This window comes from Pseudoduganella sp. GW821-FHT05F09 (assembly GCF_059419605.1).
In genome coordinates this window covers 468,443-486,119 of record NZ_JBWKSD010000003.1, presented here as the reverse complement: position 1 = coordinate 486,119, position 17,677 = coordinate 468,443, and the positions used below count along the sequence as shown (strand labels likewise).

The 17,677-nt window shown below is 66.4% G+C and carries 18 protein-coding genes; 1 reads left to right on the top strand and 17 read right to left on the bottom strand.

Features of this window, described 5'->3' with window-relative positions; translation table 11 throughout:
- Positions 1-6: 6 nt before the first annotated feature.
- Genes AC07S4_RS12040 through paaA form a run of 15 tightly spaced genes read right to left on the bottom strand, consistent with a single transcriptional unit; the run spans position 7 to position 13,704 of the window.
- A complete protein-coding gene (locus AC07S4_RS12040) occupies positions 7-744 on the bottom strand; it encodes an ABC transporter ATP-binding protein (RefSeq protein WP_494986873.1) in 738 nt (245 codons plus the stop codon).
- A gap of 8 nt (positions 745-752) precedes the next feature.
- Entirely contained in the window at positions 753-1,508 is a 756-nt protein-coding gene (locus AC07S4_RS12035; protein WP_494986872.1) for an ABC transporter ATP-binding protein, read from the bottom strand.
- Positions 1,501-2,502 (bottom strand): branched-chain amino acid ABC transporter permease, encoded by a 1,002-nt coding sequence (locus tag AC07S4_RS12030; RefSeq protein WP_494986871.1) that lies wholly within the window; start codon positions 2,500-2,502, stop codon positions 1,501-1,503. The genes AC07S4_RS12035 and AC07S4_RS12030 overlap by 8 nt, the downstream gene beginning before the upstream one ends.
- Entirely contained in the window at positions 2,499-3,374 is an 876-nt protein-coding gene (locus AC07S4_RS12025) for a branched-chain amino acid ABC transporter permease (RefSeq protein WP_494986870.1), read from the bottom strand. The genes AC07S4_RS12030 and AC07S4_RS12025 overlap by 4 nt, the downstream gene beginning before the upstream one ends.
- A 16-nt stretch (positions 3,375-3,390) precedes the next feature.
- On the bottom strand, positions 3,391-4,542 hold the full coding sequence (locus AC07S4_RS12020) for an ABC transporter substrate-binding protein (protein ID WP_494986869.1): 1,152 nt from the start codon (positions 4,540-4,542) through the stop codon (positions 3,391-3,393).
- A 34-nt stretch (positions 4,543-4,576) separates the two neighbouring features.
- Positions 4,577-5,782 carry a 3-oxoadipyl-CoA thiolase gene (gene pcaF, locus AC07S4_RS12015; RefSeq protein WP_494986868.1) on the bottom strand — a complete coding sequence of 402 codons (1,206 nt, stop codon included), beginning with the start codon at positions 5,780-5,782 and terminating at the stop codon, positions 4,577-4,579.
- A gap of 9 nt (positions 5,783-5,791) precedes the next feature.
- Positions 5,792-7,117 carry a phenylacetate--CoA ligase PaaK gene (paaK, locus tag AC07S4_RS12010; protein ID WP_494986867.1) on the bottom strand — a complete coding sequence of 442 codons (1,326 nt, stop codon included), beginning with the start codon at positions 7,115-7,117 and terminating at the stop codon, positions 5,792-5,794.
- A 46-nt stretch (positions 7,118-7,163) separates the two neighbouring features.
- Positions 7,164-7,637 (bottom strand): hydroxyphenylacetyl-CoA thioesterase PaaI, encoded by a 474-nt coding sequence (gene paaI, locus AC07S4_RS12005; protein ID WP_161072799.1) that lies wholly within the window; start codon positions 7,635-7,637, stop codon positions 7,164-7,166.
- The gene (paaH, locus tag AC07S4_RS12000; protein WP_494986866.1) at positions 7,630-9,195 is read right to left on the bottom strand and encodes a 3-hydroxyacyl-CoA dehydrogenase PaaH; all 1,566 of its coding nucleotides are present in this window, start codon (positions 9,193-9,195) and stop codon (positions 7,630-7,632) included. Before paaH ends, paaI begins: the two co-directional genes overlap by 8 nt.
- Before the next feature lie 2 nt (positions 9,196-9,197).
- Positions 9,198-9,989 (bottom strand): 2-(1,2-epoxy-1,2-dihydrophenyl)acetyl-CoA isomerase PaaG, encoded by a 792-nt coding sequence (paaG, locus tag AC07S4_RS11995; protein ID WP_494986865.1) that lies wholly within the window; start codon positions 9,987-9,989, stop codon positions 9,198-9,200.
- A gap of 21 nt (positions 9,990-10,010) precedes the next feature.
- Complete coding sequence (gene paaE / locus AC07S4_RS11990) at positions 10,011-11,087, bottom strand: 1,2-phenylacetyl-CoA epoxidase subunit PaaE (protein WP_494986864.1); 1,077 nt, start codon at positions 11,085-11,087, stop codon at positions 10,011-10,013.
- Between the two features lie 13 nt (positions 11,088-11,100).
- Complete coding sequence (gene paaD / locus AC07S4_RS11985; protein ID WP_494986863.1) at positions 11,101-11,652, bottom strand: 1,2-phenylacetyl-CoA epoxidase subunit PaaD; 552 nt, start codon at positions 11,650-11,652, stop codon at positions 11,101-11,103.
- A complete protein-coding gene (gene paaC, locus AC07S4_RS11980; protein ID WP_494986862.1) occupies positions 11,653-12,405 on the bottom strand; it encodes a 1,2-phenylacetyl-CoA epoxidase subunit PaaC in 753 nt (250 codons plus the stop codon).
- A 13-nt stretch (positions 12,406-12,418) separates the two neighbouring features.
- The gene (paaB, locus tag AC07S4_RS11975; protein WP_161072805.1) at positions 12,419-12,703 is read right to left on the bottom strand and encodes a 1,2-phenylacetyl-CoA epoxidase subunit PaaB; all 285 of its coding nucleotides are present in this window, start codon (positions 12,701-12,703) and stop codon (positions 12,419-12,421) included.
- Between the two features lie 11 nt (positions 12,704-12,714).
- The gene (gene paaA, locus AC07S4_RS11970; RefSeq protein ID WP_161072806.1) at positions 12,715-13,704 is read right to left on the bottom strand and encodes a 1,2-phenylacetyl-CoA epoxidase subunit PaaA; all 990 of its coding nucleotides are present in this window, start codon (positions 13,702-13,704) and stop codon (positions 12,715-12,717) included.
- Positions 13,705-13,906: 202 nt separating this feature from the next.
- Between paaA and paaX the strand changes: the two genes are divergently transcribed.
- The gene (gene paaX / locus AC07S4_RS11965) at positions 13,907-14,833 is read left to right on the top strand and encodes a phenylacetic acid degradation operon negative regulatory protein PaaX (RefSeq protein WP_494987139.1); all 927 of its coding nucleotides are present in this window, start codon (positions 13,907-13,909) and stop codon (positions 14,831-14,833) included.
- Here the strand turns inward: paaX and AC07S4_RS11960 are convergent.
- Both AC07S4_RS11960 and AC07S4_RS11955 read right to left on the bottom strand, forming a co-directional pair.
- Positions 14,830-16,683: a hypothetical protein gene (locus AC07S4_RS11960; RefSeq protein ID WP_494986861.1), complete on the bottom strand. Its 1,854-nt coding sequence runs from the start codon at positions 16,681-16,683 to the stop codon at positions 14,830-14,832. The two genes, paaX and AC07S4_RS11960, sit on opposite strands and share 4 nt — an antisense overlap.
- Entirely contained in the window at positions 16,680-17,624 is a 945-nt protein-coding gene (locus AC07S4_RS11955; RefSeq protein WP_494986860.1) for a glycosyltransferase family 2 protein, read from the bottom strand. The genes AC07S4_RS11960 and AC07S4_RS11955 overlap by 4 nt, the downstream gene beginning before the upstream one ends.
- Between the last annotated feature and the right edge of the window lie 53 nt (positions 17,625-17,677).

The following is a 17,677-nucleotide window of genomic DNA, read 5'->3' as shown; positions in this document are numbered from 1 at the left end:
GCTCCCTTACATGCCCAGATAGGCGCTTTGCACTTGTTCGTTTTTCAGCAGCTCCGGCCCGGGACCGGACAGGATGATGGCGCCGGTTTCGATCACATAGCCCACGTCCGCGATCGACAGCGCCGCGTGCGCGTTCTGCTCCACCAGGAAAATGGTGATGCCCTGGTCGCGCAGGCTGGCCACGATGCGGAAGATCTCGGCGATCAGCAGCGGCGCCAGGCCCATGCTGGGTTCATCGAGCAGCAGCACCGACGGCCTGCCCATCAGCGCGCGCGCCATGGCCAGCATCTGCTGCTGTCCGCCGGACAGCGTGCCCGCCAGCAGCAGGCGCTTCTCTTTCAGGATAGGGAACAGCTGGTACATGCGTTCCATGTCCGCCGCCACCTCGCCCTTGGGCCGCGTGTAGGCGCCCAGCAGCAGGTTGTCCTCCACCGACATAGGGCCGAACACCTGGCGCCCTTCCGGCACCTGGCAGATCCCGGCGCGCACGCGCTTGTCCGCGCTGGCGCGGCTCACGTCCTGGCCGCTGAAATGGATGCTGCCGCCGCTGATGGGCTGCACGCCGGAGATGGCGCGCAGCAGCGTGGTCTTGCCCGCGCCGTTGGCCCCCACCAGCGCCACCAGCTGCCCCTGGCGCACTTCGATGTCGATGCCGTGCAGCGCCTGGATGCGGCCATAGTGGCTGGTCAGCCCTTTGATTTCAAGCACCAGCGGCTTCACCGTCACGTCGGTAGTATTCGTCATGGCATCCCTCATGCTGCCGCTCCCAGATAGGCCGCCACCACGTCCGGATTGGCGCGCACTTCGGCCGCCGTGCCTTCGGCCAGCTTCTTGCCGTAGTCCAGCACCAGGATATGGTCGGATAAATTCATCACCAGCTTCATGTCGTGCTCCACCAGCACCACCGTCACGCCGGATTGCGCCACCTTGCGGATCAGCGCTTCGATCTCGCCGGTCTCGGTGTGGTTCAGGCCTGCGGCCGGTTCGTCCAGCAGCAGCACTTTCGGCCGCGCCGCCAGCGCGCGCGCAATCTCCAGCCGCTTCAGCGCGCCATACGGCATCTGGCTCGAGTCGGCGTCCACGTACTGGCCCACGCCCACGAAGTCCATCAGCTGGGCCGCCTCGTCGCGGCACACCTGGTCGGCCTTGCGCACCGACGGTAGGCGCAGCATGGAGGCGAACAGGTTCTGGTTCAGGCGCAGGTGCGCGCCCACCATCACATTGTCGATCGCCGTCATGTTCAGGCAGATCTGCAGGTTCTGGAAGGTGCGGCTCATGCCGCGCCGCGCCAGCTGGTCCGGCGACAGGCCGGCCACGTTCTCGCCGCGCAGCAGGATCTCGCCCTTGCTGGGCGTGTAGACGCCGGTGATCAGGTTAAACAGCGTGGTCTTGCCCGCGCCGTTGGGACCGATCACCGAATGGATGGAGCCCTCCTTGATGGCGAAGCTCACGTCCTGCACGGCGTGCACGCCGCCGAAGCTCTTGCTCAGGTTGCGGATCTCAAGCATGGCCGCCTCCCGCCTTCTTCACCAGTTTCAGCGGGGCCGTGCCAGCGCCGCCGCCCGCCGCAGGCTTGCTGCGGCGGCGCGCCAGCGACGGCACCAGGCCGCGCGGCAGGAAAATCATGGTCAGCATCAGGATGGCGCCGAACACCACCACTTCCCAGCCCTCGAAGGCGGACAGCAGCTGCGGCAGCACGGTCAGCAGCGCGGCGCCGAGGATGGAGCCGAACACGGAAGCCATGCCGCCCACCACCACCATGGTCACCAGCTCGATGGAGTGGAAAAAGCCCGCCATATTCGGCGTGATGAAGCCGATGTAGTGCGCGCTGATGCTGCCCGCAATGCTGGCCACCACGGCGGACAGCACGAACACCCGCACCTTGAAGCGCGTGGTGTCGATGCCTGCCACGCGCGAGGCGACCTCGGAGCCGTGGATGGCCTGCAGCGCGCGGCCGACCGGGGAATCGATCAGGTTGAGCGCGAACCAGGTCACCAGCAGCAGCAAGGCCGCCGCCACCGCGTACCACGATTTCTCGCCCGTGATTTCAAAGCCGAACACGGCGAAGCCCGGCACCGCGATGCCGTCCGGTCCGCCGGTCCACTGGCCTTCGTTGTTGATGACGATGGAGATGATGATGCCCAGCCCCAGCGTGGCCATCGCCAGCGTATGGCCCTTGAGCTTGAGCACCGGCCGCGCCAGCACGAAGGCCAGCAGGCCGGTCGCGGCGGCGCCCGCGGCCAGCGCAGCCAGCGGCGGCCAGTTGTGGTGCGTGGTCAGCACGGCGGACGCGTAGGCACCCATGCCGAAAAAGCCGGCGTGGCCCAGGCTGATCTGGCCGGTGTAGCCCATCAGCAGGTTCAGGCCTATCACCACCATCGCATTCAGGGCGATACGGATCGCCACGTCGTAATAGTAGGAGTTGGGCAGCGCCAGCGGCAGCAGGGCCAGCACCAGCGCCAGGATCAGCAGGCCGGAGTGACGGGAAGCGAAGGTCTTCATACGCGCTCCGACACTTTGGCGCCGAACAGGCCGCGCGGCATGAAGAACAGGATCAGCAGGATCAGCACGAAGGGCACGGCGTCCTTGTAGGCCGACGAGATGTAGCCCGCCGTCATGGCCTCGGCAATGCCCAGTATCAGCCCGCCCGCGATGGCGCCCACGCCGCCGCCCAGGCCGCCCAGCACCGCCGCCACGAAGCCCTTCAGGCCCAGCATGATGCCCGCGTCGTAGGAGGTGTAGGTGATGGGCGCGAGCAGCGCGCCGCCGACGGCGCCCAGCAGCGCGGCCAGGCCGAAGGACAGCAGCAGCACGCGGCGCGTGTTGATGCCCACCAGCTGCGCGGCCAGCTTGTTGTGCGAAGTGGCCAGCATGGCCTTGCCCAGCAAGGTGCGGCCGAAGAACCAGCCCAGCGCCGCCACGATGGCGATGGTCACGCCCAGCACCCACAGGCTTTGCGGCAGCAGGCTGGCGCCCAGGAACTGGATCGGCGCGTCGCCGGAGAACGCGGGCAGCGTGTGAGTGCCCTTGCCCAGCCAGATCTGCACCAGGCCGCGCACCACGAGCGAGGCGCCGATGGTGATGATGATGAGCGTGACCACCTGCGCGTTCTGCGCCGGTTCGATCACCGCCTTTTCCATCAGCAGGCCCACGATGGCGGTGAGGATGACGGCGCCGATGATGGCCAGCGGCAGCGGCACGCCCGCCCCCGCCATCATCGCCGCCAGCATACCGCCCAGCATGATGAATTCGCCCTGGGCGAAATTGATCACGCCGCTGGTGTTGTAGATGATGGTGAAGCCGAGCGCCGCCAGTGCATAGGCGGAACCGACCGTCATTCCCGAGTACAGGAATTGCAGGAATTGGGCGAGCATGATGATGGGCTCCGTCTTACTTGGACAGCAGCTGCCAGTCGCCGTTCTTCACTTCAACCATGCGGAACGCCGACAGGTCGAGGCCCATATGGTCGGCCGCGCTCATATTGAACACGCCGGTGGTGGACACGAAGCCCTTGGTGGTCTCCAGCGCGTTGCGCACCTTTTCCTTGTCGGTGCCGCCGGCGCGCTTGATGGCGTCCACCGACAGGTTCAGCGCGTCCAGCGCGTAGCCGCCGAAGGTGGACGGGTCGACCTTGTAGCGGTCCTTGTAGGCCTTGTCGTAGCCGACCACGATGGCCTTCTGCGGATCGCTGGCCGGCAGCATCTGGCCGATCAGCAGCGCAGGCGTAGGCAGGCGCACGCCTTCCGCAGCCTTGCCGGACAGCTTCAGGTATTCGTCCGAGGCCACGCCGTGCGACTGGTACATCGGCAGCGCGGTCATGCCCAGCTGGCCGTAGTTCTTGGTGACGACCGCCGGCCCCTGGCCCAGGCCGAACACAAACACCGCCTGCACGCCGGCGGTGTTCTTGATGCGGGTCAGCTGCGCGGTGACGTCGGTGTCTTTCGGGCCGTAGGTTTCATCGGCCACCAGGGTGATGCCGTACTTGGCCGCGACGGTCTGCGATTCCTTGCGGCCCGATGCGCCGAAGCCGCTGGTCTCGGACAGCAGGCCCACCTTGCTGATGCCGCGCTTCTTCATGTCCTCGAATACCTTTTCAGCGGCCATGCGGTCGGTGTGCGGGGTCTTGAAGACCCATTTTTTCACCGGGTCGATAATGACCACCGCGCCCGCCAGCGAAATGAAGGGCAGGCCCGCCTTGTCCACCAGCGGCGCCATGGCCATGGTGGCGCCGGTGGTGGTGCCGCCTATCAGCACGTCCACCTTGTCGGACTCGATCAGGCGCTTGGTGAAGCCGTTGGCCTTGGCGGCGTCGCTGCCGTCGTCGTAATGCACCAGCTCCAGCTTGCGGCCCAGTACGCCGCCCTCGGCGTTGATCTTCTCGACGTACATCTGCAGCGTTTTCAGCTCGGGGTCCCCCAGGAAGGCGGCCGGGCCGGATACGGACAGCACGGAACCGATCTTGATGTTCTGCGCCATGGCGCTGCCGGCGGCGAGGACGAGGGATGCGGCGATAACGGTCTTCTTCAGGATATTCGTGAACATTTTTTGTCTCCGTGGTTTTAATTTTGGATCGTGTTCAAACGCGTTCGATTACCAGTGCAATACCTTGTCCCACGCCGATGCACATGGTGCACAGCGCGTAGCGGCCGCCGGTGCGCTCCAGCTGGTTCAGCGCGGCCGTGACCAGGCGCGCGCCGGATGCGCCCAGCGGGTGGCCGATGGCGATGGCGCCGCCGTTCGGATTGACGTGGGCCGCGTCGTCCGCCAGGCCCAGGTCGCGCGTGACGGCCAGGCCCTGCGCGGCGAATGCCTCGTTCAGTTCAATCACGTCCATCTGTTCTATGGTCAGGCCCAGCTGCGCCAGCACCTTCTTCGACGCGGGCGCGGGACCGAAGCCCATGATGCGCGGCGCCAGGCCGGCGGTGGCCATGCCCAGCACCTTGCCGCGCGGCTTCAGGCCGTATTTGTCCACCGCCGCGCCGGAGGCCAGCAGGATGGCGCAGGCGCCGTCGTTCACGCCGGAGGCGTTGCCCGCCGTGACGCTGCCGTCCGGCTTGACCACGCCCTTCAGCTTGGCCAGCATCTCGATGGTGGTGTCCGGACGCGGATGTTCGTCGGTGTCCACGATCTTGGGATCGCCTTTTTTCTGGGCGATGGTGACCGGCACGATCTCGCTCTTGAAATGGCCGGCCGCATGCGCGGCGGCCCAGCGCTGCTGGCTGCGCACGGCGAACGCGTCCTGGTCGGCGCGGCTGATGTTGAATTCATTGGCCACGTTCTCCGCCGTTTCCGGCATGGAGTCGATGCCGTACTGCTGCTTCATCAGCGGGTTGACGAAGCGCCAGCCTATGGTGGTGTCCTCGATTTTCGCCGCGCGCGAGAAGGCGCTGTCCGCCTTGGCCATGACGAAAGGCGCGCGCGTCATGCTTTCCACGCCGCCGGCAATGACCAGGTGCGCTTCGCCGGACTTGATGGCGCGCGCGGCGATGCCCACCGCGTCCAGGCTGGAGCCGCACAGGCGGTTGATGGTGTTGGCCGGCACTTCCACCGGCAGGCCCGCCAGCAGCACCGCCATGCGGCCGACGTTGCGGTTGTCCTCGCCCGCGCCGTTGGCGCAGCCGTAGTAGACGTCGTCCACTGCGGACCAGTCGACGCCCGGGTTGCGCTGCTTCAGCGCGGCGATGGGCATGGCCGCCAGGTCATCGGCGCGCACGCCGGACAGGGCGCCGCCGTAGCGGCCGAAGGGAGTGCGTACCGCGTCGCAGATAAAAGCTTCGTTCATCTTCGTTCCTCAAACTGATTTGGGTCGTTTATCGATTACACGCTTGGCCTTGCCAGTCATCGTGCGTTCGATGCTGTTGGCTGCCAGCAGGCTAACACGGGTGCTCACGCCCACATAGGTCTTGATGGCGTGTTCCAGCTCGCGCGCCAGCGCTTCCACCTCGTTGGAGGTGAGCTTGCCGCTCCACTCGGGGCGCACTTCGCCTATCACGTCCAGCTTGTCCAGGTGGCCGTCGCGGCTCACCACCAGCTGGTATTGCGGCGCCAGCTTGGGCATCTTGCAGATCAGTTCTTCGATCTGCGTGGGGAACACGTTCACGCCGCGGATGATCATCATGTCGTCCGAGCGGCCGGTGATCTTGCCGATGCGGCGCATGGAGCGCGAAGTGGGCGGCAGCAGGCGCGTCAGGTCGCGCGTGCGGTAGCGGATAATCGGCAGCGCTTCTTTCGACAGCGAGGTGAATACCAGTTCGCCGTCCGAGCCGTCCGGCAGCACTTCGCCGGTTTCGGGGTCGATGATCTCGGGGTAGAAATGGTCCTCCCAGATCACCGGGCCGTCCTTCGACTCGATGCATTCGCTGGCCACGCCCGGCCCCATCACTTCGGACAGGCCGTAGATGTCCACCGCGTCGATGCCGGCGCGCGCTTCGATCTCGCCGCGCATGGCGTCGGTCCACGGCTCGGCGCCGAAGATGCCCACCTTCAGCGAGGAGTCGGCCGCATCCATGCCCTGGCGCTGGAATTCCTCGATGATGTTCAGCATATAGGACGGCGTGACCATGATGATGGAGGGCTTGAAGTCCTGGATCAGCTGCACCTGCTTCTCGGTCTGGCCGCCGGACATGGGGATGACGGTGCAGCCCAGGCGCTCGGCGCCGTAGTGCGCGCCCAGGCCGCCGGTGAACAGGCCGTAGCCGTAGGAGATGTGCACCATGTCGCCGGCGCGGCCGCCCGCTGCGCGGATGGAGCGCGCCACCACATTGGCCCAGGTGTCGATGTCGTTCTGCGTGTAGCCCACCACGGTGGCCTTGCCGGTGGTGCCGCTCGAGGCGTGGATGCGCACCACTTTCTCGCGCGGCACGGCGAACAGGCCGAAGGGATAGTTGTCGCGCAGGGTCTTCTTGTCGGTGAAGGGGAACTTGGCCAGGTCGGCCAGCGTCTTCAGGTCGTCCGGATGCACGCCTTTTTCGTCGAAAGCGGCGCGGTAGTGCGGCACGTTTTCATACGCATGCTTGAGCGTCCACTTCATGCGTTCCAGTTGCAGCGCCTGCAGTTCGTCCTTGCTGGCGCGTTCGATAGGCTCCAGGTCAGCTGGGGCGGGATTGCGTTGAACCATTGCTGTCTCCTCGTGTTCGAGTTCTGCTGATTTTTTGCTTAACTGCCTAGCCCTGCTGCGGCGCCACTTCACCGCTGACGCGGTGCGATTTGCCACGGAACAGGGCGATGATGCGTCCGTCCTGATTGCTGACCTTGACGTCGTAAATGCCGCTCTTGCCGGCCAGCGCCTGCTCCACGGCTTCCGCCGTCAGCAGGTCGTGATGGCGGCCGGGGGCCAGGTACTCTATCGTGCAGCCGGCGCCCACCGTGTTTTGGTTGTGGCTGTTGCACGCGAACGCGAAGGCGCTGTCCGCCAACGCGAAAATAAAGCCGCCGTGGCAGGTCTGGTGCCCGTTCAGCATATCGTCCCGCACCGGCATGGTCATGCGCGCGTAGCCGGGCCGGATCTCGGCCAGCAGCATGCCCATGGCCTGGGTGGCGCGGTCGCGCGAGTACATCGCGTCGCCGGCCGCCTGGGCCAGGGCCTGCGCTTGGGCAGGATCATGGGCGGCGGATAAAACTGGTGCGTCTTTATGCATGGAATTTGGCTCCCGATGCCTGTTTGCGGCGCAGCAGCGGCGACACGCGGTAGCGGTCTTCGCCATACGCGGCTGCGAGGTTGGTCAATACGGCGGCGATGCGCTCGACGCCCACGGCGTCCGCCCAGGCCAGCGGGCCGCGCGGATAGTTCACACCCTTCTGCATGGCGGTGTCCGCGCCCTGCGCGCTGCACACACCCTGGTTGACCGCGTCCGCCGCCTCGTTGGCCAGCATGGCCACGGTGCGCATCACGGCCAGGCCGGGCACGTCGTCCAGCCTGGTCACCGCGAAGCCGGCGGCCTGGAACAGGCCCACCACCGCGCTGTACGCTGCGGCGCTGCACTGGTCGGCGGCGGCGATGGCGATACGGGTGGCTTTGCCGTAGTCCAGCGCCAGGTCGAACAGCACCGTGTCCGGATGCTTGTTGTCGGCCGCGCGCTGGGTGGCCGTGCGGCCGTCGGTCAGATAGACGGCGGCCCCGTTGCAATGGAAGGCCGGTGCGTGCTCCTGGCTTTGGGCGTGCGCCTCGCCGCTCTTGCGCAGCGTGACGGCAACGCCGCGGTCCTGGAAGCGCGCCAGCACCGCGTCCGTCACGGCCGACGCGCCGCTGGCGCCGGGTTCCACACTGTAGCTCACGTACTCGGGCCTGGCCTGCGCAGCTTCGCTCCGGGCGGCCGGCACGCTGGCGCCTTCGCCGTAGGCATAGAAGCCACGGCCGGACTTGCGGCCCAGGAAGCCGGCGTTCACCAGCTCCTGCTGGATCACCGACGGCGTGAAGCGCGGGTCGTTGTAATAGGCGTTGAAGACGGACTGGGTGACGGAGTAGTTCACGTCATGCCCGATCAGGTCCATCAGCTCGAATGGCCCCATGCGGAAGCCGCCCGCTTCGCGCATCACCGCGTCGATGGTGGCGGCGTCGGCGGCCTGCTCGTTGAGCAGGCGCAGGCCTTCCGCGTAGTAGGGGCGCGCCACCCGGTTGACGATGAAGCCGGGCGTGGACTTGGCGTGCACCGGGTTCTTGCCCCAGGCGATGGCGGTGTCGTACACCGTTTCGGCCACGGCCGCATCGGTCGCCAGACCGCTGATCACTTCCACCAGCGCCATCAGCGGCACCGGATTGAAGAAGTGCATGCCCACCAGGCGCTGCGGACGGCGCAGCTTGGCGGCGATGGCGGTGACGGAAATCGAGGAGGTGTTGGTGGCCAGGATGCAGTCGTCGCCGACGACGCCTTCCAGGTCCGCGAACAGGGAGCGCTTCACGTCCAGGTTCTCGACGATGGCTTCCACCACCAGCGCGGCATCGGCCACGCCGGCCAGGCCGTCGGCGGCCTGCAGGCGCGCGGTGGCGGCCTGCGCCTCCGCCGCCGTCATGCGTTCCTTTTCCACCAGCTTCTGGTAGACCTTGGCGATGTCGGCGATGGCTTTCTGCACCGCCTCGGCGCGCGTGTCGTACAGCTTGACGGTGTGGCCGGCGGCCGCCGCCACCTGCGCGATGCCCGCGCCCATGGCGCCGCTGCCGATGACGGCGACGACGCTGGCTTTATCCAGAGCGGCCATGTTTATTCCCCCTTGAATTCAGGCGCGCGCTTGGCGATGAAAGCGGCCACGCCTTCGCGGTAGTCGTGGCTGTAGCCCAGCTCGCGCATCATTTCGCCTTCCAGCTTGAGCTGCTCCGGCAGCGAGTTGCAGTGGCTGATCTGCAGCGCCTTCTTGGTGTAGGCCAGGCCCTTGGTGGGCGCGGTGGCGAAGTGTTCGGCCATGGCGGTGGCTTCGGTCATCAGCAGTTCGTCGGGCACGGACTTCCAGATCAGGCCCCATTGCTCGGCGCGGTCCGCGGTGAGTTTCTCGCCCAGCATAGCCAGGCCGGTGGCGCGCGCCATGCCGATCAGGCGCGGCAAAATCCAGGTGCCGCCGGTGTCCGGTATCAGGCCGAGGCGGCAGAAGGCTTCCACGAAACTGGCCGACTTGCCGGCGATGACGATGTCGCAAGCCAGCGCCAGGTTGGCGCCCGCGCCGGCGGCCACGCCGTTCACGGCGCAGATGACGGGCATGGGCAGGCTGCGCAAGGTCAGCACCAGGGGGGCGTAGAATTTCTCGACCGAGTCGCCCAGGTCCACGCCTTGGGCGCCGGGTTCCACGGCGCGGTCGCCCAGGTCCTGGCCGGCGCAGAAGCCGCGTCCGGCGCCGGTGAGCAGGAGCACGCGCACGGATTTGTCGGCCTGCACCTTGGCCAGCGCGTCGCGCACCTCCAGGTGCATGGCCTGGGTGAAGCTGTTCAGTTTATCGGGGCGGTTCAGCGTCAGTTTCGCGATGCCGCCTTTGATTTCAAACAGGATGTTCTGGTAGCTCATGGGGTGTCTCCTCCACTTGTTTTATTCAGCCTGGTCGAAATCGACCACCACTTTGTCGGTCACAGGGAAGCTCTGGCAGCTCAGCACGAAGCCGCGCGCGATCTCGTAGTCTTCCAGCGCGTAGTTCACGTCCATGTCCACTTTCCCGTCCAGCACCTTGCAGCGGCAGGTGGAGCACACGCCGCCCTTGCACGAGTAGCGCATGTCTATGCCGGCGCGCAGGCCTGCGTCCAGGATGGATTCCTTGTCGCGGTCCATGGTGAACATGGTGTGGTTGCCGTCCATGACCACGGTCACTTCGGTCAGGCCGGCGCCGGCGTCGGCCTGCGCGCGCGGCTTGTGCTGGTGCTTGGGTATGCTGGCCGCGAACAGTTCGATCTTGATGTTCGCCTTCGGCATGCCCGCTTCCTGCAGCGCTTCGGAGACGCCGTGCATCATGTCTTCCGGGCCGCAGATAAAGGCGTTGTCGTAATCTTCCACGCGCACCCAGTGCTGCAGGAACTGCTGCGCCTTCTCTTTCGTGATGCGGCCGTTGAACAGCTCGATGTCCTGCTGCTCGCGGCTCATCACGTAGGCGATGTTCAGGCGGTCCGTGTAGATGTCCTTCAGGTCCGCCAGTTCGTTCTTGAAGATCACCGACGACGAGGCGCGGTTGCCGTAGAACAGGGTGAAGCGGCTGTTCGGCTCCGTCAGCAGCGTGGTCTTGATGATGGACAGGATGGGCGTGATGCCGCTGCCTGCCGCGAAGGCCATGTAGTTCTTGCGGTTGGCCGCGTCCAGCGCCACGTTGAAGTGGCCCATGGGCGGCATGACTTCGATCACGGCGCCGGCCTTCAAGGTGTCGTTGGCCCAGCTGGAGAACATGCCGCCGGGCGTGCGCTTGATGGCCACGCGCAGCGCGCCGTCCTGCACGGCGGAACAGATGGAGTAGGAACGGCGCACGTCCTCGGCATTAATGTGGGTGCGCAGCGTGAGGTGCTGGCCTTGCTGGTACTTGAAGCTTTCTTCCAGTTCGGGCGGCACGGCGAAGGTGACGGCGATGCAGTCGCGCGTTTCGTTGCTCACCTTGGCGACGGACAGCGGATAGAATTTGCTCATAATGGTTATGCTCTCAGTGGCACTTGAAGTAGTCAAACGGCTCGCGGCAGTCCAGGCATTTGTACAGCGCCTTGCACGGAGTGGAGCCGAACTGGCTGGTGTTTTCGGTATGGCTGGAGCCGCAGTTGGGACACACGACCTGGGGCTTGGCGACGGCGCCACGGCGCACTCCTGCGGCCAGGTCCGGTGCGCCGGACGCGGTGCGCCGCAAGCCGCTGATGTCGATCACCTGCTGCGCGGGCGGGGCGATGCCATAGCCTTTCAGCTTGGCCTTGCCCTCCTCGCTCATCCAGTCCGTGGTCCAGGCGGGCGACAGCTGCGTGCGCAGCTCCACCTGTGCCATGCCGCGCTCGCGCAGCGCACCGGTGACGGCGTCCGCGATCACCTGCATGGCCGGGCAGCCGGAATAGGTGGGCGTGATGGTGACGGTGCAAGCGCCATCGTCCGCCACGGCCACGCCGCGCACGATGCCCAGGTCCACCACGGAGATCACGGGGATCTCCGGGTCGGCCACCTCGGCGAGCCACGTCCAGACCTGTTCAGCAGTGACGGCGGCGGCTGGCATTTACCACTCCGAACCGGGGTAGGCGCGCTGCAGGAACTGCATCTCGGCCAGCAGATAGCCCAGGTGCTCGCTGTGCACGCCCTGCTTGCCGCCCTTCTGCATCCACGCGTCCGGCGACGGCATCGTCAAGGTGGCTTCGCCGAAGATGTCGCTCACGTGGGCCAGCCACTGCGCGCGCAGCGGCCCGGAAGCCGGGGCCACGCCCGCAGCCACCATGGCCTCGTCCACCGCGTCGTACTTGAAGAACTCACCCGTGTACATCCACAGCTCGTCGGCCGCCGCCTGCGTCTTGGCGTGGCTCACTTCGGTGCCGTCGCCCAGGCGCACGATCAGGTCGCCGCTGCGGCGCAGGTGGTAGGTCACTTCCTTCAGCGACTTCTCGGCAATCTCGCGGATGCGCTCGTCGCCGCACTTGGTCAGCGCGCCGATGAAGAAGTAGTGCCAGGTATCGAAGTAGAACTGGCGCATCATGGTGTCGGCGTAGTTGCCGTTCTTCTGCTCCACCAGCAGGCAGTTCTTGAAGTCGTGCGCGTCGCGGTGGTAGGCCAGCTTGTCCTCGTCGCGGCCCGCGCCTTCCAGTTCGGCGGCGTAGCTGTACCACATGCGGGTCTGGCCCAGCAGGTCCAGCGCCACGTTGGTCAGCGCCATGTCCTCCTCCAGCGCTGGGCCCTTGCCGCACAGCTCGGACAGGCGCTGGCTCAGGATCAGCGCGTTGTCGCCCTGGCGCAGCAGGTATGCAATCTTGTTGTCCATGCTCGCCTCGCGCTTACAGGTTCTTCACTTCTTCCGGCATCGGGAAGAAGGTGGGATGGCGATAGACCTTGCTGTTGGACGGCTCGAACAGCGCGTCCTTGTCGCCCGGGCTGCTGGCCACGATGTCGGTGGCGCGCACCACCCAGATGCTCACGCCTTCATTGCGGCGGGTGTACACGTCGCGCGCGTTGTTGACCGCCATGCCGGCGTCGGACGCATGCAGGCTGCCCACGTGCTTGTGCGCCAGGCCGTGCTGGCTACGGATGAAAACTTCCCACAATGGCCATTCTTTGCTCATCTTATGTCTCCTCAGGCCGCAGCCTTGTCCTCTTGGTGTTTGTCGGCGTAGGCCACCAGCGCGTCGCGGAACCACTCGCCCTCTTCCCAGGCCTGCACGCGGGTGCGCAGGCGCTCGCGGTTGCACGGGCCGTTGCCCTTCAGGACGGCCTGGAACTCGCTCCAGTCGATTTCGCCGAATTCATAGTGGCCGGTTTCGGCGTTGAACTTCAGGTCCGGGTCGGGCACGGTCAGGCCCAGGTATTCGGCTTGCGGCACGGTCTGGTCGACCATGCGCTGGCGCAGCTCGTCGTTCGAGAACAGCTTGATGCGCCATTGCGCGGACTGCGCGCTGTTGACCGACTCGGCGTCCGATGGGCCGAACATCATCAGCGACGGCCACCACCAGCGGTTCAGCGCGTCCTGCGCCATGGCTTTCTGTTCCGGCGTGCCCTTGGCCAGCGACATCATGATGTCGTAGCCCTGGCGCGCGTGGAAGGACTCTTCCTTGCAGACGCGGATCATGGCGCGCGAATACGGGCCGTAGGAGCAGCGGCACAGCGGGATCTGGTTGATGATGGCCGAGCCATCCACCAGCCAGCCGATGGCGCCCATGTCGGCCCAGCTCAGCGTGGGGTAGTTGAAGATGCTGGAATACTTGGCTTTGCCGCTGTGCAGGGCGGCCAGCAGCTCGTCGCGCGACACGCCCAGGGTCTCGGCGGCGCTGTACAGGTACAGGCCGTGGCCGGCCTCGTCCTGGATCTTGGCCAGCAGGATGGACTTGCGTTTCAGCGTGGGGGCGCGGGTCACCCAGTTGCCTTCAGGCAGCTGGCCGACGATTTCGGAGTGGGCGTGCTGGGAGATCTGGCGTATCAGCGTCTTGCGGTACGCGTCCGGCATCCAGTCCTTGGCTTCGATCTTCACGCCGGCGTCGATACGGGCCTGGAACTCGCGCTCGTCGGCGCTCATGTCCTCGTTCGTCTGAACTTTCTTCAGGCCGGTTTCAACCATCTGTGCGTACATGTTTTGTCTCCTTGGTCAAGGGTGTGAAATCATCATACGATACAAAAATTCGTTTGCATACTGATTTTTTGACTCAAATCAAAAAACTGTATCCCTTTGGGGTGAAATGGTGCCAGAATGGGCAGATACAAAAAAAATAATGCTGCGCCGAAGCCACGGCAAAGTAAACTCCCGGCTTGAGAGAACATCACCCGTGCGCAAGATGAAGACCCTGAACAGCAACGAATGGATCACCCACTTCCTGGCCAGCGACCCGCCGCGCTCGAAATCGCTGGTGATGACCATCTTCGGCGACGCCATCGTGCCGCATGGCGGCATGGTGTGGCTGGGCAGCCTGATCGAGCTGCTGGGTCCCTTCGGCGTGAACGACAGGCTGCTGCGCACCGCCGTGTTCCGGCTGGCGCAGGAAGGCTGGCTGGTGTCGCAGCGCGACGGGCGGCGCTCGTCCTATTCCATCGCGCCCGAGGCGCAGGCCCGCTTTGCGCGCGCGCAGCGCCGCATCTACGCGCCGCTGCAGGTGCACTGGGACGGCGACTGGACCCTGGTCATGAGCGGCAACAGCCTGGGCGCGGCCGAGCGCACGCTGCTGCGCAAGGAGCTGGTGTGGGAGGGTTACGGCCTGGTGTCGGCCGGCGTGTTCGGCCATCCGGCCGGCAATCCGGACACGCTGGACGAGCTGCTGGCGCGTACCGGCATGCGCGACAAGCTGTTCATCTGCCACGCGGCGGAAATGCCGGGCGCGCGCAACGGGCGGCCGCTGCGGGAAATGATAGACGAGGGCTGGGACCTGAGCGGCGTGAGCGGCGGCTACCTGCAGTTCATCGCCCAGTTCGAGCCGCTGCTGGCCCTGCTGCGCGGCGGGCACCAGCCTGAGCCGGAGCAGGCCTTCGTGATCCGCTCGCTGCTGATCCACGCCTGGCGCCGGGTGCAGCTGCACGATCCGCAGCTCCCGGTGGAACTGCTGCCCGAACCGTGGCCGGGCGCCTCCGCCTACGCGCTGGCGCGCGAGCTGTACCGCCTGGTGGCGGCGGCGGCCGAGCAGCACGTGCTGGCCGTGCTGCGCCGCGAGGACGACAGCGCCGCCGAAGCCGGCGGCGACTTCCGCCAGCGCTTCGGCGGGCTGGACTAGTTCCCAGCCAGCGCCGCCACTGTGCACATCCGGTACGGATAAGGCTCCGTGCCCACCGACGCGCGGTAAGCCACGCACGTGGCGGGATCATACGCCAGGCCGATCAGGCGCAAACGGCGCGCCGCCTCCGCTTCCATCGCCCGGTCCTCAGGCGCCGTATCCTTGCGGTACTGCGCCTGCAAGGCCAGCGTGCACAGCTGGCCCGAAGAGGCCGCCGTGCGGTCGACCTGGGCCTTCATGCGCACATGGCTGGCCAGCCATTCCAGCGCGCGGCAGCCCGATTCGCTGCCGGTCAGCCCCAGCGAGCCGGCCAGCTGCGCCTTGCGCTCCATGCCGGTGGCGCGCTTGTCGGTGGCGATGGGGAACATGATGTAGTGCGGCCCGCCGCGCGTGGCGATCAGCTGCTGCATGCGCTCCCGGTAGGCCTGCGACTCGGGGAAACCGGAACCCAGGCCAACCACCGCCGCCTCGGGCGGCATGAACTGCGCCAGCCATCCCATGGGACTGTCCGACGAGGCCTGGAACACCACGGCGCGCGCGGGCTGCGCGATGCGCGGCGCATCGGCCGCGAAGGCGCGTTCGGTCCAGCCAGCGTGGCCCCAGGTGGTGAACGGCAGCACCGCCAGCGTGGCGGCCAGCAGCAGCCAGCCGCCCAGGCGGGCCGCCAGCGCCTGCGGCACCATGGCCTGCAGCAGCAGCCAGAACAGCAGCGGGGCCAGCAGCTCCATCGGCACCACGTAGCGGTAGATGCTGAACAGGCGCACCCACACCACATACGACACCGCGAAGAACACCAGCAGGAACAAGGCGCGCGGCGCCAGCACGGGCAGCGCGGCGAGCTTGCCCTGCGTTCCCTGCACGCGGCGCAGCAGCGCCATCACCGCCCACGCCGCCACCGCCGTGTACAGCAGCGGCCAGATGATTTGCTGGATGGGCACTTCGGCGATGCGGCCGATATTGCGCGTGAACACGAAAGGCCACAGCAGGGCTTCAGCCGGGCCGCGCGGCAAGTGCCCCTCGTCCAGCACGCCCAGTTCGGCCGCCATCGGGCCGTGGAAGATGTTGTTAAATTGCGGAAACAGCGGGTTGCCGTAGCTGCTCCACATGCGGAACATCCAGTAGCCCGACGTCGCCGCCATGCCGGCCAGCACGCCCACGCCATACAGGAAGGCCGCCAGCACGCGCTGCCGCAGCGGCGCGGCCAGGACCAGCAGCGCGGCGCAGGCGCCCACCGCGAAGCTCACATTGGTCAGCTTCAGGCCAAGGCCCAGCCCCATGACGGCGCCCGCGCCCAGCAGCGCGCGCAGGCCCGCTCCGGCGCAGGACGGCAGCTGTTCCCAGCGGCGCAGCAGCCAGTACAGCGACCACAGCACCAGCAGCGCCGTCACGTTGTCGCCCATGGAATTGCCCAGCTCGGACAGGAAGGCCGCGCTCATCATGCCTGCGATGGCCAGCAGCAGCGCGGTGCGGCCGTTGGCGACGAACTGGCGCACGATGGCGGCCACCAGCACAAAGGCCAGGCCGTGCAGCACGCCGAAGGCAAAGCCGGCCACCGGCGCGGGCAGCCATTGCGTCAGCAGGAAATACGGCACGTCGAGCAAGGGGTTGAAATAGCTCTGGAAGCCGGCCGGCGACATGTCCAGCGCCATGCGCCCGTTCAGCAGCGCATGCACGTTGTAGAGGTGGTAGTTGCGCATGTCCCAGCCGTCGTCCTGCCCCATGGCCAGGGACAGCAGGCCGCACAGCAGCGGCACGATGAAGGCAGCGCGCCGCGCAGCGCGCGGATGCGACAGCGGCGCGGCCCAGCGCAGCAGCCAAGCTTCCAGGCGCCCCAGCACACCCGCGCTCATGGCGCTTCCCGGCTGAATACCGGCACCGCCATGTAGGCAAAGCGTTTTTGCTCGATGCGGGCCTTGGTCACCGCGTCCAGTATCAGGCCGCAGACCAGCAGGATAATCCCCAGCAGCATCAGGGAGGCGCACAGCACGGCGGTCGGCAAACGGGGCACCAGGCCGGTTTGCAGATAGGTCGCCAGCAGCGGCACGGACAGGCCAGCCGAAAGCAGCGTACACAGCAGGAAGCCGATGCCGAAGAAGGCCAGCGGCCGTTCCGATTTGAACAGGCGCAAGATGGTCATCAGGATGCGCGCGCCGTCGCGGTAGGTGTTGAGCTTGCTGAACGAGCCTTCCGGACGCGACTTGTAGACGGTCTCGACCTCGGCCACCGGCAGGCGCAGCTCCAGCGCGTGCACGGTCAGCTCGGTTTCGATTTCGAAACCGGCCGAATGCGCGGCGAAGGACTTGACGTAGCGGCGCGAGAACACGCGGTAGCCGGACAGGATGTCGTTGAAGGTGCGGCCGAACACAGCGGACAAACAGCCCGTGAGCAGGCGGTTGCCGAAGCGGTGGCCGAAGCGGTAGGCGCTCTGCTCTTCGGTCACGCGGCTGCCCACCAGCATGTCCAGCCCCTCGTCGAGCAGGCGGTCGACCAGCACCGGCGCCACCGAGGCGTCGTAGGTGTCGTCGCCGTCCACCATCACATAGGCGTCGGCCTCCACGTCGGCAAACATGCGGCGCACCACGCTGCCTTTGCCCTGCGCCGGCACGTGGCGCACGATGGCGCCCGCCTCGCGGGCGATGCGCACGGTGTCGTCGGTGGAGTTGTTGTCGAACACAAAAATCTGCGCCGACGGCAGATAGCGCTTGAAGTCGCGGATAATCGCGGCGATTGTCGTGGCTTCGTTGTAGCAGGGAACGAGCACCGCAATACGCACAGGGGATGGATCAGGCATCGTAGCAGACAGGAATGACAATTGAGCATTATAGCTGCTCTCAATCAACATTC

What these genes read in the sequence shown, in the direction of transcription:
- AC07S4_RS11960 (WP_494986861.1), bottom strand. Translation starts at nt 16,683, where the DNA reads ATGAGCGCGGGTGTGCTGGGGCGCCTGGAAGCTTGGCTGCTGCGCTGG.
- pcaF (WP_494986868.1), bottom strand. Translation starts at nt 5,782, where the DNA reads ATGAACGAAGCTTTTATCTGCGACGCGGTACGCACTCCCTTCGGCCGC.
- paaI (WP_161072799.1), bottom strand. Translation starts at nt 7,637, where the DNA reads ATGCATAAAGACGCACCAGTTTTATCCGCCGCCCATGATCCTGCCCAA.
- AC07S4_RS12030 (WP_494986871.1), bottom strand. Translation starts at nt 2,502, where the DNA reads ATGAAGACCTTCGCTTCCCGTCACTCCGGCCTGCTGATCCTGGCGCTG.
- paaK (WP_494986867.1), bottom strand. Translation starts at nt 7,117, where the DNA reads ATGGTTCAACGCAATCCCGCCCCAGCTGACCTGGAGCCTATCGAACGC.
- AC07S4_RS12020 (WP_494986869.1), bottom strand. Translation starts at nt 4,542, where the DNA reads ATGTTCACGAATATCCTGAAGAAGACCGTTATCGCCGCATCCCTCGTC.
- AC07S4_RS11955 (WP_494986860.1), bottom strand. Translation starts at nt 17,624, where the DNA reads ATGCCTGATCCATCCCCTGTGCGTATTGCGGTGCTCGTTCCCTGCTAC.
- paaG (WP_494986865.1), bottom strand. Translation starts at nt 9,989, where the DNA reads ATGAGCTACCAGAACATCCTGTTTGAAATCAAAGGCGGCATCGCGAAA.
- paaH (WP_494986866.1), bottom strand. Translation starts at nt 9,195, where the DNA reads ATGGCCGCTCTGGATAAAGCCAGCGTCGTCGCCGTCATCGGCAGCGGC.
- AC07S4_RS12035 (WP_494986872.1), bottom strand. Translation starts at nt 1,508, where the DNA reads ATGCTTGAGATCCGCAACCTGAGCAAGAGCTTCGGCGGCGTGCACGCC.
- paaX (WP_494987139.1), top strand. Translation starts at nt 13,907, where the DNA reads ATGAAGACCCTGAACAGCAACGAATGGATCACCCACTTCCTGGCCAGC.
- AC07S4_RS12040 (WP_494986873.1), bottom strand. Translation starts at nt 744, where the DNA reads ATGACGAATACTACCGACGTGACGGTGAAGCCGCTGGTGCTTGAAATC.
- paaB (WP_161072805.1), bottom strand. Translation starts at nt 12,703, where the DNA reads ATGAGCAAAGAATGGCCATTGTGGGAAGTTTTCATCCGTAGCCAGCAC.
- paaE (WP_494986864.1), bottom strand. Translation starts at nt 11,087, where the DNA reads ATGAGCAAATTCTATCCGCTGTCCGTCGCCAAGGTGAGCAACGAAACG.
- paaC (WP_494986862.1), bottom strand. Translation starts at nt 12,405, where the DNA reads ATGGACAACAAGATTGCATACCTGCTGCGCCAGGGCGACAACGCGCTG.
- AC07S4_RS12025 (WP_494986870.1), bottom strand. Translation starts at nt 3,374, where the DNA reads ATGCTCGCCCAATTCCTGCAATTCCTGTACTCGGGAATGACGGTCGGT.
- paaA (WP_161072806.1), bottom strand. Translation starts at nt 13,704, where the DNA reads ATGTACGCACAGATGGTTGAAACCGGCCTGAAGAAAGTTCAGACGAAC.
- paaD (WP_494986863.1), bottom strand. Translation starts at nt 11,652, where the DNA reads ATGCCAGCCGCCGCCGTCACTGCTGAACAGGTCTGGACGTGGCTCGCC.